At 53.5% G+C, this 14,883-nt stretch carries 17 protein-coding genes, 1 tRNA gene and 1 rRNA gene; 10 read left to right on the forward strand and 9 right to left on the reverse strand.

The window, feature by feature from the left end; translation table 11 throughout:
• The first annotated feature begins 69 nt into the window (after positions 1-69).
• Positions 70-600: a lipocalin family protein gene (locus AC2FAP_RS15705; RefSeq protein WP_279258850.1), complete on the forward strand. Its 531-nt coding sequence runs from the start codon at positions 70-72 to the stop codon at positions 598-600.
• Here AC2FAP_RS15705 and sugE read toward each other — a convergent pair.
• Positions 597-914 (reverse strand): quaternary ammonium compound efflux SMR transporter SugE, encoded by a 318-nt coding sequence (gene sugE / locus AC2FAP_RS15710; protein ID WP_032681885.1) that lies wholly within the window; start codon positions 912-914, stop codon positions 597-599. The genes AC2FAP_RS15705 and sugE overlap by 4 nt on opposite strands.
• A 262-nt stretch (positions 915-1,176) precedes the next feature.
• On the opposite strand from sugE, the gene AC2FAP_RS15715 reads away from it, so the two are divergent.
• On the forward strand, positions 1,177-1,776 hold the full coding sequence (locus AC2FAP_RS15715; protein WP_485452985.1) for a LuxR C-terminal-related transcriptional regulator: 600 nt from the start codon (positions 1,177-1,179) through the stop codon (positions 1,774-1,776).
• Positions 1,777-1,814: 38 nt separating this feature from the next.
• On the opposite strand, the gene ecnB is transcribed toward AC2FAP_RS15715, so the two are convergent.
• The 3 genes from ecnB to efp all read right to left on the reverse strand — a co-directional run bounded on the left by ecnB (position 1,815) and on the right by efp (position 2,826).
• Positions 1,815-1,961 carry a lipoprotein toxin entericidin B gene (gene ecnB, locus AC2FAP_RS15720; protein WP_014168289.1) on the reverse strand — a complete coding sequence of 49 codons (147 nt, stop codon included), beginning with the start codon at positions 1,959-1,961 and terminating at the stop codon, positions 1,815-1,817.
• Between the two features lie 108 nt (positions 1,962-2,069).
• Positions 2,070-2,201, reverse strand: coding sequence for an entericidin A/B family lipoprotein (locus AC2FAP_RS15725; RefSeq protein ID WP_025206267.1), 132 nt, complete (start codon positions 2,199-2,201; stop codon positions 2,070-2,072).
• Positions 2,202-2,259: 58 nt separating this feature from the next.
• Positions 2,260-2,826, reverse strand: a complete 567-nt coding sequence (efp, locus tag AC2FAP_RS15730; protein ID WP_014882207.1) for an elongation factor P — start codon at positions 2,824-2,826, stop codon at positions 2,260-2,262.
• 40 nt (positions 2,827-2,866) lie between these two features.
• Here efp and epmB point away from each other — a divergent pair, with 40 nt between their 5' ends.
• Positions 2,867-3,895, forward strand: coding sequence for an EF-P beta-lysylation protein EpmB (epmB, locus tag AC2FAP_RS15735; protein WP_086462885.1), 1,029 nt, complete (start codon positions 2,867-2,869; stop codon positions 3,893-3,895).
• A 63-nt stretch (positions 3,896-3,958) separates the two neighbouring features.
• On the opposite strand, the gene AC2FAP_RS15740 is transcribed toward epmB, so the two are convergent.
• From AC2FAP_RS15740 to AC2FAP_RS15750, 3 genes are all read right to left on the reverse strand, one after another.
• A complete protein-coding gene (locus AC2FAP_RS15740; RefSeq protein ID WP_020882965.1) occupies positions 3,959-4,312 on the reverse strand; it encodes a DUF4156 domain-containing protein in 354 nt (117 codons plus the stop codon).
• Positions 4,313-4,449: 137 nt separating this feature from the next.
• Positions 4,450-6,093 (reverse strand): chaperonin GroEL, encoded by a 1,644-nt coding sequence (gene groL, locus AC2FAP_RS15745; RefSeq protein WP_014168284.1) that lies wholly within the window; start codon positions 6,091-6,093, stop codon positions 4,450-4,452.
• A 32-nt stretch (positions 6,094-6,125) separates the two neighbouring features.
• Positions 6,126-6,419 carry a co-chaperone GroES gene (locus AC2FAP_RS15750; protein ID WP_003855929.1) on the reverse strand — a complete coding sequence of 98 codons (294 nt, stop codon included), beginning with the start codon at positions 6,417-6,419 and terminating at the stop codon, positions 6,126-6,128.
• Between the two features lie 178 nt (positions 6,420-6,597).
• Between AC2FAP_RS15750 and yjeH the strand changes: the two genes are divergently transcribed.
• Positions 6,598-7,836, forward strand: coding sequence for an L-methionine/branched-chain amino acid transporter (yjeH, locus tag AC2FAP_RS15755; protein ID WP_020882966.1), 1,239 nt, complete (start codon positions 6,598-6,600; stop codon positions 7,834-7,836).
• Positions 7,837-7,878: 42 nt separating this feature from the next.
• Here the strand turns inward: yjeH and AC2FAP_RS15760 are convergent, their stop codons facing one another.
• Positions 7,879-8,343: an FxsA family protein gene (locus AC2FAP_RS15760; RefSeq protein WP_032679407.1), complete on the reverse strand. Its 465-nt coding sequence runs from the start codon at positions 8,341-8,343 to the stop codon at positions 7,879-7,881.
• A 335-nt stretch (positions 8,344-8,678) separates the two neighbouring features.
• Here AC2FAP_RS15760 and aspA point away from each other — a divergent pair, with 335 nt between their 5' ends.
• The 6 genes from aspA to AC2FAP_RS15790 all read left to right on the forward strand — a co-directional run bounded on the left by aspA (position 8,679) and on the right by AC2FAP_RS15790 (position 14,476).
• Complete coding sequence (gene aspA, locus AC2FAP_RS15765) at positions 8,679-10,115, forward strand: aspartate ammonia-lyase (protein WP_020882968.1); 1,437 nt, start codon at positions 8,679-8,681, stop codon at positions 10,113-10,115.
• Positions 10,116-10,231: 116 nt separating this feature from the next.
• Positions 10,232-11,533, forward strand: a complete 1,302-nt coding sequence (locus AC2FAP_RS15770; RefSeq protein ID WP_006178930.1) for an anaerobic C4-dicarboxylate transporter — start codon at positions 10,232-10,234, stop codon at positions 11,531-11,533.
• A 113-nt stretch (positions 11,534-11,646) separates the two neighbouring features.
• Positions 11,647-11,970, forward strand: coding sequence for a divalent cation tolerance protein CutA (gene cutA, locus AC2FAP_RS15775; RefSeq protein ID WP_014168278.1), 324 nt, complete (start codon positions 11,647-11,649; stop codon positions 11,968-11,970).
• A complete protein-coding gene (locus AC2FAP_RS15780) occupies positions 11,946-13,649 on the forward strand; it encodes a protein-disulfide reductase DsbD (protein WP_063214282.1) in 1,704 nt (567 codons plus the stop codon). The genes cutA and AC2FAP_RS15780 overlap by 25 nt, the downstream gene beginning before the upstream one ends.
• Positions 13,650-13,698: 49 nt before the next feature.
• The gene (locus tag AC2FAP_RS15785; RefSeq protein ID WP_020882970.1) at positions 13,699-14,274 is read left to right on the forward strand and encodes a transcriptional regulator; all 576 of its coding nucleotides are present in this window, start codon (positions 13,699-13,701) and stop codon (positions 14,272-14,274) included.
• 126 nt (positions 14,275-14,400) lie between these two features.
• Positions 14,401-14,476, forward strand: a tRNA-Phe gene (locus AC2FAP_RS15790).
• Between the two features lie 314 nt (positions 14,477-14,790).
• Here the strand turns inward: AC2FAP_RS15790 and rrf are convergent.
• A 5S ribosomal RNA gene (gene rrf, locus AC2FAP_RS15795) occupies positions 14,791-14,883 on the reverse strand; the annotation flags it as partial.

Consider the following 14,883-nt stretch of genomic DNA (forward strand, 5'->3'; position numbering starts at 1 on the left):
CCGGCCTGCAAAATTCCCGCATTTTCCTTGCTGTCATCTACACTTAACAAAAACAGTAAGGAAACTCCTATGCGCATTTTGCCTGTTATCGCCGCAGTGACAGCCGCGTTTTTAGTGGTTGCCTGCAGCTCCCCTACTCCCCCTCCCGGCGTCACCGTTGTCAGCAATTTCGACGCACAACGTTTTCTTGGAACATGGTATGAAATCGCGCGCCTTGACCACCGTTTTGAACGGGGTTTAGAGAAGGTCACGGCAAATTACAGCCCGATGGATGACGGCGGTATTCAGGTTATCAACCGGGGCTATAATCCGGGTCGGGAGATGTGGCAGCAGTCGATTGGACAAGCGTACTTTACCGGCGACCCGCGACGGGCCGCGCTCAAAGTCTCCTTCTTCGGCCCGTTCTATGGCGGATATAACGTGATAGCGCTCGACAGAGAGTACCGTCACGCGCTGGTCTGCGGGCCGGATCGCAACTATCTGTGGATCCTCTCTCGCACCCCAACCCTTTCACCTGAGATGAAACAGCAGATGCTGGACGTCGCGACCCGGCAAGGGTTTGATGTGTCGAAACTCATCTGGGTAGAACAACCCCATTAATGGGTGCTGAGCTTCAACCCAATAATACCGGCCACAATCAGGGCGAGGCTGGCGATACGCGCCAGACTCGCTGACTCACCCAACAGCAGGATCCCCGTGATGGCCGCCCCCACGGCGCCAATTCCCGTCCAGACGGCATACGCTGTCCCCACCGGTAAAGAACGCATCGCCCACGAGAGCAAAACGATACTCACAATCATCGCGGTAAGGGTAATGACGCTGGGTGTCAGGCGGGTAAAACCGTGGGTGTACTTCAGACCTATCGCCCATACCACTTCGAGCAGGCCAGCAATAACAAGAATGATCCAGGACATTTCAGGCTCCTTAACTTAAATGCAAGTTGGGGCCGTCCCCGATGAAGGAAGCGCTTACGGGTCGTCCCGCAAGGCAAAGATTACGCCTCATATTTTGGTTAGCGTGCGATTTTTTTTCAATCCTTTTGTGCTGAACATGTTAAGGCAAGAAATAGCCGCAGTATGCCGCGTAGTTCAGGCATTTATCACTCATCCGACTTCTCTATGATGATGTGCTTTCTGATGGCAGGAAGCCAAACCACTAGCCGACTGCGAATATAATATGTTCAAAATTCTTTTGATTGACCGTTGTCACTTCACCCGCACCGGGTTTGAAGCATGGCTCAATCATTCCGGTTTATTTCCGGAAAACGTCGTTGTGACCGGCCTGAATAATCTTTTCCTCGCCAGAGAGCACATTCTGCAATGGAAACCGACGCTGGTCATTGCTGACCTGCATGGGTTCAGACAGGATGTCCATCCCTTTCAGTCCCTCTCATCTTTACTGAACGCCAGCGAAAGAGTGCCCTTTATTTTGCTGCAATCGGGTGAGGATAGTGAAATGAGCGCCTGGCTGAAGCAATTCCCGGTCTGGTCATCGCTGTTGAAAAATGCCCGTCTTGAACAACTGGGGACAGTTATCCACGACGCACTCATTTCGCACGCGAACAGTGAAAAGCCAAAGGTAACCGCGCCTTTGCTGACGCGCCAGGAGGAGAAAGTGCTGACGTTGTGGATGGAGGGTGCCAGCAATCAGAAAATTGCGGCTCACCTGAGTATTAACGGTAAAACGGTCTATACCTATAAACGGAATATCCGCATGAAATTGCATATGGATACGCGTTATTCACCGTTTTTATCCCTGCAGGAATCAGAAAGCTGACGGTACGAAACCCGTCTGGTTCCGTACCGTTTATTCAATTACTGCTGTGCTTTACTTGCCGCACCAGAGATTGCACTACCACCTTCAGAAATATCCTGACCAACGCCACGCGTGGTATTACAGGCTGTTAATACTGAAGAAAGTACCAGGACTGAAAAGATCGCTGCAATTGTCTTCTTAACCATAATATCTTCCTTTTATAGCCAAAGTTGTTTTGTGTATAGCAACTTAAGAATAGACAATATCCCGTCGTTTGACGGAAAAGGACGCATTTTTAGGAAAATTAGACGGGGTTAGCTGGCCGCGTGAGAAATGATATGGCCGAGATCCTGGATATCTTCCCCCATTCCACGCGTGGTGTTACAGCCGGAAAGCAACGCGCTGGACAGCGCTAACAGAAGCAGAATTTTAACGGTACGGTTCATCATCCCTGCCTGCAAAAAACAGGCGCAGCGGGCGCTGCGCCTTCAGTCTTGACGTAAATTACTTCACGCGAGATACGTATTCGCCGGAGCGGGTATCTACTTTGATCACTTCACCAGTCTGTACAAACAGTGGAACTTTAACCACTGCACCAGTGGACAGGGTAGCTGGCTTGCCGCCAGTACCTGCGGTATCACCTTTCAGACCTGGGTCGGTTTCAACGATTTCCAGCTCTACGAAGTTTGGTGGGGTAACAGCGATAGGCTGGCCGTTCCACAGGGTCACGATGCACTCAGCCTGGTCCAGCAGCCATTTTTCGCTATCGCCAATCGCTTTAGCATCCGCAGACAGCTGCTCGAACGTTTCGTTGTTCATGAAGTGCCAGAACTCACCGTCGTTGTACAGGTAAGTCAGGTTCATATCGACAACATCAGCGCCTTCAGCGGAGTCAGTAGACTTGAAGGTTTTCTCAACACGGGTACCGGTCAGCAGGCGACGCAGCTTAACGCGCGCGAATGCCTGGCCTTTACCTGGTTTAACGAATTCGCTGGCTTCAACCGCGTACGGTTCGCCGTCCATCATGATTTTAAGACCAGCACGAAAATCGTTGCTATAGTACGTTGCCATAAGGCCCTCTAAATTTGTTAACTGGTAGCTAAGCCACAAAATGGCGCATATTGTAACCCTAAACACCCCGTCCAGAGAAGATTGGTTATCGCAACTTGCCGATGTAATCACCAGTCCTGATGAATTGCTGCGTCTGTTAGACCTCGATCAGCACCCAGAGTTGCTTGCAGGCCGCGAGGCTAAGCGACTTTTTGCCCTGCGTGTTCCCCGCGCGTTTGTTGCCCGTATGGAGAAAGGAAACCCTGACGATCCATTATTAAAACAAACGCTTACTGCGCAGGAAGAGTTTATATCGGCGCCAGGATACAGCACCGATCCTCTGGAAGAGCAGAACAGTGTGGTACCGGGTTTACTGCACAAATATCTCAACCGTGCCCTGCTGCTGGTGAAAGGCGGTTGCGCGGTAAACTGCCGTTATTGTTTCCGTCGCCACTTCCCGTATGCCGAAAATCAGGGTAATAAACGCAACTGGCAGGTCGCCCTGGACTATATCGCCGCCCATCCGGAACTGGATGAGATCATTTTTTCAGGTGGCGATCCGCTGATGGCAAAAGATCATGAGCTGGACTGGCTGTTGACCCAGCTTGAAGCCATTCCACACATCAAGCGTTTGCGCATCCACAGCCGTTTACCGATTGTTATTCCGGCACGTATTACGGACGGTCTGGTATCTCGCCTTGAGCAGTCTCGTTTACAGGTTCTGCTGGTGAACCATATCAACCATGCGAATGAAATCGATGAGGCATTCCGTGCGGCGATGGCGCGTCTGCGCAAAGCGGGGGTGACGCTGTTGAACCAGAGCGTGTTGCTGCGCGGTGTGAATGATAATGCCCGGGTTCTGGCGGAGCTCAGTAATGCGTTATTCGATGCGGGCGTGATGCCCTACTACCTGCACGTACTGGATCGTGTGCAAGGCGCGGCGCATTTCATGGTCACGGATGAAGAGGCCCGGCAGATTATGCGCGAACTGTTAACGCTGATTTCAGGCTATATGGTGCCGAAGCTGGCGCGAGAGATTGGCGGTGAGCCGAGTAAGACGCCGCTGGATTTGCAACTGCGGCAACAATAACGGCAGGTGGCGCTACGCTTATCCGCCCGGTGGGGTTGGGCGCAGCGCCATCAGCAATGTAGATCAGTTAGGGCACTTATAGACCTGGCCATTCATCTGGCTGGCCGTTGGCACGAAGCTGGACAACATCCCTTGCGACGGGCTGCTCACACCGTAAATCACGTTGCCACCCATCTCTGCAGCCTGGTTACGCAGCGCGTTAGCGGCACCGCGCATAGATCCACCTTCTTCACCGTGCTGACCCGACATCCAGTTGCTTTGCTCACCGGTTGCCGTGCCTAAAAACTGGCACTCGTTACCCGGCTTATCTTCAACAAAGCGAACGCCCTGACCTGCAGCAGACAGCTCATTGCTGGAGCTACAACCCGCCAGCAGCAATGCTGCTCCTACGATCCCTGCACAGACTTTTACGCGCATGTTATTCCTCGTTTTCAATAAGCTGGACAGCAGATGTTGTCCGTGTGTAAACCTTATACTAAAAAGATGACCAAAAGAAAAACCCCCGAGCATTTCTGCCCGGGGGTTTTTCTCATTCTAAGCGGTAAAGCGCACGATTACATCATGCCGCCCATACCACCCATGCCGCCCATACCCGCAGCACCTAAGTCAGGTGCGTCGCCTTTAGGCATGTCGGTCACCATGCACTCGGTAGTGATCATCAGACCCGCTACAGAGGCCGCGTACTGCAGTGCAGAACGGGTCACTTTGGTTGGATCCAGGATACCGAAGTCGATCATGTTGCCGTATTCTTCAGTTGCAGCGTTGTAACCGTAGTTACCTTCGCCCGCTTTCACCATGTTCGCAACCACGGATGGCTCTTCACCGGCGTTGGAAACGATCTGACGCAGTGGTGCTTCCATTGCGCGCAGCGCAACTTTGATACCCACGTTCTGATCTTCGTTCTGAGCAGTCAGGCCAGCCAGTTTAGCGGCAACACGCACCAGCGCGACACCACCACCAGCTACCACGCCTTCTTCTACTGCTGCACGGGTCGCGTGCAGAGCATCGTCAACGCGTGCTTTCTTCTCTTTCATTTCAACTTCAGTTGCCGCGCCCACTTTGATTACTGCCACGCCGCCTGCCAGTTTCGCTACGCGCTCCTGCAGTTTTTCACGGTCGTAATCAGAGGTTGCTTCTTCAATCTGCTTACGGATCTGAGCAACACGGCCCTGAATAGCCGCTTCTTCACCCACGCCATCAATGATGGTGGTGGTGTCTTTGTTGATCACAACGCGTTTAGCCTGGCCCAGGTCTTCCAGGGTCGCTTTTTCCAGCTCCATACCGATCTCTTCAGAGATTACGGTACCGCCAGTCAGGGTAGCGATATCCTGCAGCATCGCTTTACGGCGGTCGCCGAAGCCAGGTGCTTTAACCGCAGCCACTTTCACGATGCCACGCATGGTGTTAACCACCAGGGTCGCCAGTGCTTCACCTTCAACGTCTTCAGCAATGATAACCAGCGGCTTGCCTGCTTTCGCAACGGCTTCCAGCACTGGCAGCATTTCACGGATGTTGGAGATTTTCTTGTCAGCCAGCAGGATGAATGGGCTTTCCAGCTCAACAGCGCCCGTTTCTGGCTTGTTGATGAAGTATGGGGACAGGTAACCGCGGTCGAACTGCATACCTTCAACCACGTCCAGTTCGTCTTCCAGACCGGTACCGTCTTCAACGGTGATCACGCCTTCTTTACCGACTTTGTCCATCGCTTCCGCAATCAGTTTACCTACGGTTTCGTCGGAGTTAGCGGAGATAGTACCAACCTGAGCAATCGCTTTAGAGTCGGAGCATGGAACGGACAGCGCTTTCAGCTCTTCAACCGCCGCAGTAACCGCTTTGTCGATACCGCGCTTCAGATCCATTGGGTTCATACCCGCAGCAACGGCTTTCAGACCTTCGGTGATGATAGCCTGCGCCAGTACGGTTGCGGTGGTGGTACCGTCGCCTGCAGCGTCGTTCGCTTTAGAGGCAACTTCTTTCACCATCTGCGCGCCCATGTTTTCGAACTTGTCTTCTAGCTCGATTTCACGTGCTACAGAAACACCGTCTTTAGTGATGGTTGGCGCGCCGAAGGATTTATCCAGCACTACGTTACGGCCTTTCGGGCCCAGGGTCACTTTAACTGCATCTGCCAGTACGTTTACGCCGCGGAGCATTTTTACACGAGCGTCGTTACCGAATTTTACGTCTTTAGCTGCCATGTTCTTATTTCCTCAAATTCTCGTGCGTAAAATTACGCTTCAACAATTGCCAGAATGTCGCTTTCGGACATGATCAACACTTCTTCATTGTCGATCTTCTCGGATTTCACGCCGTAGCCATCGTTGAAAATAACGATGTCACCAACTTTAACGTCCAGTGGCTGCACAGTTCCGTTTTCCAGAATGCGGCCCTTACCGACAGCGATGATTTCGCCACGCGTTGATTTTGCTGCTGCAGAACCAGTCAGAACGATGCCGCCAGCAGACTTGGTTTCAACTTCTTTACGTTTGACGATCACACGATCATGTAACGGACGAATACTCATTGATAGCTCTCCTTTGAGAAAGTCATTATCAGTTATGGATGACGCCGGTCCGCACGCGGTTTTCCGACTAGTGCCCTGAGAGATGGGGATAGCTTTTTCCCCCTTCAAGGGGCAGACGAAAAAAAATTTGCGAAAGTGTTACCATCGCCTCTCTTTTGATCGTGGCAGGGCGATGTCAATGAGTGGACTAAAACAGGAGTTGGGACTGGCGCAGGGCGTGGGTCTGCTGTCGACCTCCTTGTTAGGTACGGGGGTGTTTGCGGTACCCGCGCTGGCAGCTCTGGTGGCCGGCAATAATAGCCTGTGGGCGTGGCCAGTGCTGATTGTGCTGGTGTTTCCGGTCGCGGTCGTGTTTGCCATCCTCGGACGGCATTTCCCCAGCGCGGGCGGCGTAGCGCACTTTGTCGGTATGGCGTTTGGTCCGCGACTGGAGCGGGTCACCGGCTGGCTGTTTCTTTCTGTTATTCCGGTCGGTCTACCGGCAGCGTTGCATATCGCGACCGGTTTTGGCCAGGCGCTGTTTGGCTGGCATAACGAGCAACTGCTGCTGGCCGAGCTGGGTACGCTGGCCATCGTCTGGTGGGTCGGCTCACGGGGTGCCAGCTCGAGTGCCAACCTGCAAACCGTCGTTGCAATACTGATTGTGGCCCTCATTGTCGCCATCTGGTGGAAAGGGGATATTACGCTGAAGGAGATCCCCTTCCCCGCGGTAAGTGACGTCAACCATTCGCAGCTGTTCGCTGCGCTGTCGGTGATGTTCTGGTGTTTTGTCGGGCTGGAGGCGTTCGCCCATCTGGCCTCTGAGTTTAAACAACCGGAACGGGATTTCCCGCGCGCCCTGATGATTGGCCTGCTGTTAGCAGGTACCGTTTACTGGGCCTGTACCGTGCTGGTACTGCATTTCAACGCGTTCGCCGCGGATAAAGCGGCCGCTGCCTCGCTGCCGGGCATGGTGGTGCAACTGTTTGGTCTGAAAGCGCTGTGGGTCGCCTGTGTTATTGGCTATCTGGCCTGTTTTGCCAGCCTCAATATCTACATCCAGAGCTTTGCGCGTCTGGTGTGGTCGCAGGCGCTTGATAAACCAGAGAGCCGCCTTGCGCGCCTGTCTAAACGTCAGCTGCCGTTGAATGCGCTTAATACCGTGCTGGGCTGCTGCGTCTTGAGTTCGCTATGTATTTACGGGCTGAATATCAATCTTGATGCCCTGATCGTGTACGCCAACGGGATTTTCATCATGATCTACCTGCTGTGCATGCTGGCGGGTTGTCGTCTGCTGAAAGGTCGCTATAAAGCGCTGGCAGTGGTTGGTGGCGTGCTTTGCCTGCTGTTGCTGGCGATGGTGGGGTGGAAAAGCCTGTATGCGATTAGCATGCTGGCGGGGCTGTGGCTGTTTTTACCGAAACGCGGCACCCTGTAAAACAAAGCCCGGTAGCGATTCGCTTACCGGGCCTGGCCTCTTTTACCGATCGTCTTTATGGTCTAAACGGTCGCGCTGTTCATCTTTACGCTGATACTCCCCTTCGAAAGTATCCCCCGGCCCTGTACTGAATCCACCGCCCGGCATACGGCTAAAACGCAGATGCGGCAGTAGCTTCATGGTCAGGTGTTTTTGCACCGGCGGCAGAAGCAGCAGCAGGCCGAGGAAGTCAGTGAAGAACCCCGGCAGGATCAGCAGCAGGCCAGCAATAATCAGCGAGACGCTTTTGATCATCTCTGCGGCCGGGCTTTCGCCTGCGGCCATCTTCTGCTGCATTATCAGGAAATTTTTGAAACCCTGATTACGCACTAGCGACATGCCGATCACCGAAGTGAAAATCACCAGAATCAGCGTTAGCAGGACACCCAGTACATGGGCGACCTGGATAAAAATTGAAATCTCGATGTAAACATAGAGAAAGAAAGCAATAAATGGTATCCAGCGCACTGGCATCTCCTGTGTGGCAGGTGCCCTCAGGCCCCTGTCTGAATGTGTTCGCGAAACGCGTCTGTAAGAAATGGTGACGGTTAGCCAAAATTCAATCGGTTTGCACGGATATTTTTTCTGGAAATTTTAAAGCGGTGACTCATTTCACAGATTAATAATTATCATGGAATCGGGTCGATAATAAGTGATCCAGATTACGGCAATTCGCTATCATCAGCATATGATCTCGAACATCTGGCTGATTGAGGGAATAATCGTCGGTCAGAAAATATTCAAAACCACATAAATACTGTGTGTTTAGTACAATCCATCGGCAGCTTGAAAAGAAGGTTCACATGTTAAACAACATTCGTATCGAAGAAGACTTGTTGGGTACCAGGGAAGTTCCAGCGGATGCCTACTATGGTGTTCACACTCTGAGAGCGATTGAAAACTTCTACATCAGCAACAACAAAATCAGCGACATCCCTGAATTTGTACGTGGCATGGTGATGGTGAAAAAAGCCGCAGCACTGGCCAATAAAGAGCTGCAAACCATTCCGAAAAGCGCGGCAAATGCGATTATCGCTGCCTGCGATGAAGTGCTGAACAACGGCAAATGCATGGATCAGTTCCCGGTCGATGTCTATCAGGGCGGCGCGGGCACCTCCGTTAACATGAACACCAACGAAGTACTGGCAAACATCGGCCTGGAGCTGATGGGTCATCAGAAAGGTGAATACCAGTATCTGAATCCGAACGACCACGTTAATAAATGTCAGTCCACTAACGACGCCTACCCAACCGGCTTCCGTATCGCGGTGTATGCCTCCGTGGTGAAACTGGTGGACGCCATTAATCAGCTGGGTGATGGCTTCCAGCGCAAAGCCGTTGAGTTCCAGGACATCCTGAAAATGGGTCGTACCCAGCTGCAGGACGCGGTTCCGATGACCCTCGGTCAGGAATTCCACGCGTTTAACGTGCTGCTTAACGAAGAAACTAAAAACCTGCTGCGCACCTCCGAGCTGCTGCTGGAAGTGAACCTGGGCGCAACCGCCATCGGCACGCGTCTGAATACGCCGGACGGTTACCAGCAGCTGGCGGTACAGAAGCTGGCTGAAGTCTCTAACCTGCCGGTTGTGCCTGCAGAAGATCTGATTGAAGCCACCTCCGACTGCGGCGCGTACGTTATGGTTCACAGCGCCCTGAAACGTCTGGCGGTGAAACTCTCCAAAATCTGTAATGACCTGCGCCTGCTCTCTTCCGGTCCACGCGCTGGTCTGAATGAAATCAACCTGCCAGAGCTGCAGGCCGGTTCGTCCATCATGCCGGCGAAAGTGAACCCGGTAGTGCCAGAAGTGGTGAACCAGGTCTGCTTTAAAGTCATCGGTAACGATACAACCGTGACCATGGCCTCTGAAGCCGGCCAGCTGCAGCTGAACGTCATGGAGCCGGTCATCGGCCAGGCAATGTTTGAATCCATCCACATTCTGACCAACGCCTGCTACAACCTGCTGGAGAAATGCGTTAACGGCATCACCGCGAACAAAGAAGTTTGTGAAGGGTATGTCTACAACTCCATCGGCATCGTCACCTACCTCAACCCGTTCATCGGCCACCATAACGGCGACATCGTCGGTAAGATTTGCGCCGAAACAGGTAAGAGCGTGCGTGAAGTCGTTCTGGAACGTGGACTGTTGACCGAAGCCGAGTTGGACGATATCTTCTCGGCCCAGAACCTGATGCACCCGGCATACAAAGCGAAACGATATACCGATGAAAGCGAACAGTAGCAGTTCAGGCTAGGCTTCCTTAAGGCACGTCACTTGTGACGTGCCTTTTTTCTTTATAGGCGTTACCAAAATACAACAATTCAATATCAACTTGTTAATAAGCAAGGCAGGTCCTTATGTTTGGAGCAGAACTCGTCATCGTCCTGTTGGCGATTTATTTGGGAGCAAGACTCGGGGGTATCGGCATTGGTTTTGCCGGCGGTCTCGGGGTGCTCGTACTTACCCTTATCTTTCAGATTAAACCCGGCGCAATCCCTTTTGACGTTATCGAAATCATCATGGCGGTTATTGCCGCTATCGCAGCCATGCAGGTGGCAGGCGGTATGGACTACCTGGTAAGCCTGGCGGAGCGTATGTTACGCCGCCATCCAAAATACATTACCTTCCTTGCCCCGCTGGTGACGTGGTTTATGACCATTCTCGCCGGTACTGGCCACACCGCCTTCTCCACGCTGCCGGTCATTACCGAAGTGGCGAAAGAGCAGGGCATCCGTCCGTCTCGTCCCCTCTCGATTGCCGTGGTCGCGTCCCAGATTGCGATTACCGCATCACCTATCTCCGCTGCGGTGGTCTTCTTCGCCGGTATCCTTGAGCCTATGGGCGTGAGTTACCTGACGCTGCTGGCCATCTGTATTCCGGTGACGCTGATTGCAGTGATGATCACCGCCGTGCTGTGTAACTTCCTCGGCGCCGAACTGAAAGACGATCCGGTTTATCAGGAGCGTCTGGCAAAAGGTGAAGTGAAACTGCGTGGTAGCCAGGTCTTCGAACTGAAGCCGCATGCAAAACGCTCTGTCTTGCTGTTCCTGATCGGTATCGTTGCGGTCATGTTCTACGCAACCGCCATCAGTGACACCGTGGGTCTGATCCAAAACCCGGTCCTGCCGCGTAACGAAGCGATTGTGGTATTCATGCTGACTATCGCTACGCTGATCAGCATCACCTGTAAAATCGACACCAGCGAAGTGCTCAACGCCAGCACCTTTAAATCCGGTATGAGCGCCTGCGTGTGTGTACTGGGTGTGGCCTGGCTTGGTGATACCTTCGTGAAAGCTCACATTAGCGATATCCAGACCGTTGCGGGCGACCTGCTGCACAACTATCCGTGGCTCCTGGCTGTGGTGTTGTTCTTTGCCGCAACCCTGCTTTACTCTCAGGCGGCCACCACCAAAGCCCTGATGCCTGCGGCACTGATGCTGGGTGTTACCCCGCTGACGGCTATTGCCTCGTTTGCTGCCGTTTCTGCACTGTTCGTTTTACCCACCTACCCAACCCTGCTGGCGGCGGTTGAGATGGATGACACTGGCTCGACTCGCATCGGTAAGTACGTGTTTAACCATGCGTTCCTGATCCCGGGCGTGGTGGCTATCTCGCTGTGCGTGATCCTCGGTTTTATCATTGGCGGCATCGTGCTGTAAACAATGATGGGTTGTAAAAATAGTTAAAAACGGGCCGCTCTGCGGCCCGTTTCATTAATGACCAATAGCCTTGCGTGATATAGTGAAGACTTTCGTGATGAGGAGGTCGACTTGTGAACACGCCTGATGCTGTTGTTGTCCTTTGTACCGCCCCTGATGAAGCCTCTGCCCAGGATCTCGCCGCCAAAGTGCTGGCCGAAAAACTGGCAGCCTGCGTGACGCTCCTTCCTGGCGCCACCTCCCTTTACTACTGGGAAGGTAAACTGGAGCAGGAGTACGAAGTCCAGATGTTGCTCAAAACCAATCTGGCGAACCAGCAGGCACTCCTGGACTGCCTCAAATCTCATCATCCTTATCAAACCCCCGAACTGCTGGTATTGCCAGTGGTCCACGGCGACAACGATTATCTCTCATGGCTCAACGCTTCCTTACGCTGATCCTGCTGCTGTGCAGCACATCAGTTTTTGCCGGGTTATTTGACGCTCCCGGCCGTTCGAACGTTATTTCTGCCGACCAGGCCTTTGTTTTCGATTTTCAACAAGATCAGCATGACCTGAATCTTACCTGGCAGATAAAAGAGGGGTATTACCTCTATCGCAAGCAGGTCAGCATCACGCCTGCTCAGGCAAAGGTAGGCCCACTTCAGATGCCTGCGGGCGAGTGGCATGAAGACGAGTTTTTCGGCAAAAGTGAAATCTATCGCCAGCGGTTAAGCGTGCCAGTGGCGGTCAATCAGGCCGATAAAGGCGCCACCGTGACCGTCACGTATCAGGGCTGTGCCGACGCGGGCTTCTGCTATCCGCCGGAAACTAAAGTCATTCCGCTGAGCGAAGTTAAAGCGGCCGACAGTATGCCTGCGCCTCACGCAGATGAGAGCACCGGGGTGAAGGGCGACGGTCACACAGCGCTGCCCTTCTCCGCCTTGTGGGCTTTACTGATTGGTATCGGCATCGCCTTCACGCCGTGCGTGCTGCCCATGTATCCGCTTATCTCCGGGATTGTCCTTGGCGGTAAGCAACGCCTTTCAACCGCACGCGCCCTGCTGCTGGCCTTTATCTACGTGCAGGGTATGGCGTTGACCTACACCGCACTGGGCCTCGTGGTTGCTGCTGCCGGACTGCAGTTCCAGGCTGCACTTCAGCACCCTTATGTGCTGGCTGGCCTGTCGATCGTATTTATTGTGCTGGCGCTGTCGATGTTTGGTTTGTTCAGCTTACAGCTGCCGTCCGCGTTGCAGACTCGCTTAACGCTGATGAGTAACCGTCAGCAGGGTGGTTCCCCGGGCGGCGTGTTCGTGATGGGTGCCATCGCCGGGTTGATTTGCTCACCGTGCACTACCGCGCCACTGAGCGCGATCCTGCTGTATATTGCCCAGAGCGGTAACCTGTGGCTCGGCGGTGGTACGTTGTATCTCTATGCGCTGGGAATGGGTCTGCCATTGATTCTGGTAACGGTATTTGGCAACCGTCTGCTGCCCAAGAGCGGCCCGTGGATGGAGACGGTGAAAACCGCGTTTGGTTTTGTCATTCTGGCGCTGCCGGTGTTCTTGCTCGAGCGTATTATCGGCGACGTCTGGGGGATGCGCCTGTGGGCAATGCTCGGTGTTGCCTTCTTCTGTTGGGCGTTTATCACAAGCCTGGCAGCGAAAAAGCCGTGGATGCGTCTGGTGCAAATCCTCCTGCTCGCCGCCGCGCTGGTGAGCGTACGGCCACTGCAGGACTGGGCATTTGGCACACCCGCGGGACAAACGCAGGCGCATTTGAACTTCATCCAGATAAAGAACGTGGATGAACTCAACAGCGCACTGGCGCAGGCGAAAGGCAAACCGGTCATGCTGGATCTGTATGCGGACTGGTGTGTCGCCTGTAAAGAATTCGAAAAGTACACGTTTAGCGATCCGCAGGTGCAAGGTGCACTGAAAGAGACTGTTCTGCTCCAGGCAAACGTCACCGCCAACAGTACAGCGGATAAGGCACTGCTGAAGCAACTTAACGTGCTGGGTCTGCCAACCATTCTGTTCTTCAACGAACAGGGCCAGGAGCAGCCTGCACAGCGTGTAACCGGGTTTATGGACGCGACGGCATTCAGCGCGCATTTGCGCAATCGCCAACCGTAAACAACACTTGAAACGGGACAAACCGTTGGGAATAACGGAGGAGATAACCGTGCAACGCGAAGACGTACTGGGACAAGCCCTGCAATTACTTGAGATTCAAGGGATCGCCAGCACCACGCTTGAGATGGTAGCCGACCGTATTGATTATCCTCTGGATGAACTCATGCGCTTCTGGCCGGATAAAGAGGCGCTGCTTTACGATGCCCTGCGTTATCTCAGCCAGCAGGTTGATGTCTGGCGCAGGCAGCTGATGTTAAATGAAGAACTGACTGCGGAGCAAAAGCTGCTGGCGCGTTATACCGCCCTGAGCGAATGCGTAAGCAACAACCGTTATCCGGGTTGCCTGTTTATTGCCGCCTGCACCTTCTACCCTGACCCCGGCCATCCTATCCATCAACTGGCGGATCAGCAAAAGCGGGCGGCGCATGATTTCACGCACGAACTGCTGACCACGCTCGAAGTGGATGACCCGGCGATGGTCGCTAAGCAGATGGAGCTGGTACTGGAAGGTTGCCTGAGCCGCATGCTGGTAAACCGTAGCCAGGCCGATGTGGATACAGCACACCGTTTGGCCGAAGATATCCTGCGTTTTGCGCAGTGTCGTATGGGTGGTGCGCTGACGTAATCTGTCTGAAGAATTTGACCTGTTCGGCGCGTAAACCGTCAGATTGCCGCAAAGTTAAGCAGTTGAACGGCTTTTCCCGAAATAGTGTTGACGATCAGGCGCGATTGCGGTTTAATGCGCTCCGTTGCCCGGATAGCTCAGTCGGTAGAGCAGGGGATTGAAAATCCCCGTGTCCTTGGTTCGATTCCGAGTCCGGGCACCACTATTTAAAGAACCCAGCCTATGGCTGGGTTTTTGCTTTTCTGCGTCTGATAAACTCTCCTGTAACCACTCTCTGGTCACATCCTCGTAAACCTGTTCCTGCAGTATTTCATGGCGCTTAAAGTGGTCCTGTGCACGCTAAATTCCGTACTGATTGAAGTGTTTGGGGGATCCTGAAGGGAGATGATGGGGTTTGGGGTTACCGTATCGTGGCTTCGCCTTGTCTGGCGGCACTCTTTGGGGAATTCAGATGTGTATTTCGCGCCCCAAAGCAAAAAACCCCGCACCATACGGTACGGGGTTCTTTTAATTGATGCCTGGCAGTTCCCTACTCTCACATGGGGAGACCCCACACTACCATCGGCGCTACGGCGTTTCACTTCTGAGTTCGGCATGGGGTCAGGTGGG

It is taken from the genome of Enterobacter cloacae complex sp. 394I7, assembly GCF_057320345.1.

Coding starts and splice junctions, on each gene's coding strand:
- AC2FAP_RS15750 (WP_003855929.1), bottom strand. CDS start 6,419: ATGAGTATTCGTCCGTTACATGATCGTGTGATCGTCAAACGTAAAGAA.
- AC2FAP_RS15770 (WP_006178930.1), top strand. CDS start 10,232: ATGTTTGGAGCAGAACTCGTCATCGTCCTGTTGGCGATTTATTTGGGA.
- ecnB (WP_014168289.1), bottom strand. CDS start 1,961: ATGGTTAAGAAGACAATTGCAGCGATCTTTTCAGTCCTGGTACTTTCT.
- aspA (WP_020882968.1), top strand. CDS start 8,679: ATGTTAAACAACATTCGTATCGAAGAAGACTTGTTGGGTACCAGGGAA.
- epmB (WP_086462885.1), top strand. CDS start 2,867: ATGGCGCATATTGTAACCCTAAACACCCCGTCCAGAGAAGATTGGTTA.
- groL (WP_014168284.1), bottom strand. CDS start 6,093: ATGGCAGCTAAAGACGTAAAATTCGGTAACGACGCTCGTGTAAAAATG.
- AC2FAP_RS15780 (WP_063214282.1), top strand. CDS start 11,946: ATGGCTCAACGCTTCCTTACGCTGATCCTGCTGCTGTGCAGCACATCA.
- AC2FAP_RS15740 (WP_020882965.1), bottom strand. CDS start 4,312: ATGCGCGTAAAAGTCTGTGCAGGGATCGTAGGAGCAGCATTGCTGCTG.
- sugE (WP_032681885.1), bottom strand. CDS start 914: ATGTCCTGGATCATTCTTGTTATTGCTGGCCTGCTCGAAGTGGTATGG.
- yjeH (WP_020882966.1), top strand. CDS start 6,598: ATGAGTGGACTAAAACAGGAGTTGGGACTGGCGCAGGGCGTGGGTCTG.
- AC2FAP_RS15715 (WP_485452985.1), top strand. CDS start 1,177: ATGTTCAAAATTCTTTTGATTGACCGTTGTCACTTCACCCGCACCGGG.
- AC2FAP_RS15725 (WP_025206267.1), bottom strand. CDS start 2,201: ATGAACCGTACCGTTAAAATTCTGCTTCTGTTAGCGCTGTCCAGCGCG.
- efp (WP_014882207.1), bottom strand. CDS start 2,826: ATGGCAACGTACTATAGCAACGATTTTCGTGCTGGTCTTAAAATCATG.
- AC2FAP_RS15705 (WP_279258850.1), top strand. CDS start 70: ATGCGCATTTTGCCTGTTATCGCCGCAGTGACAGCCGCGTTTTTAGTG.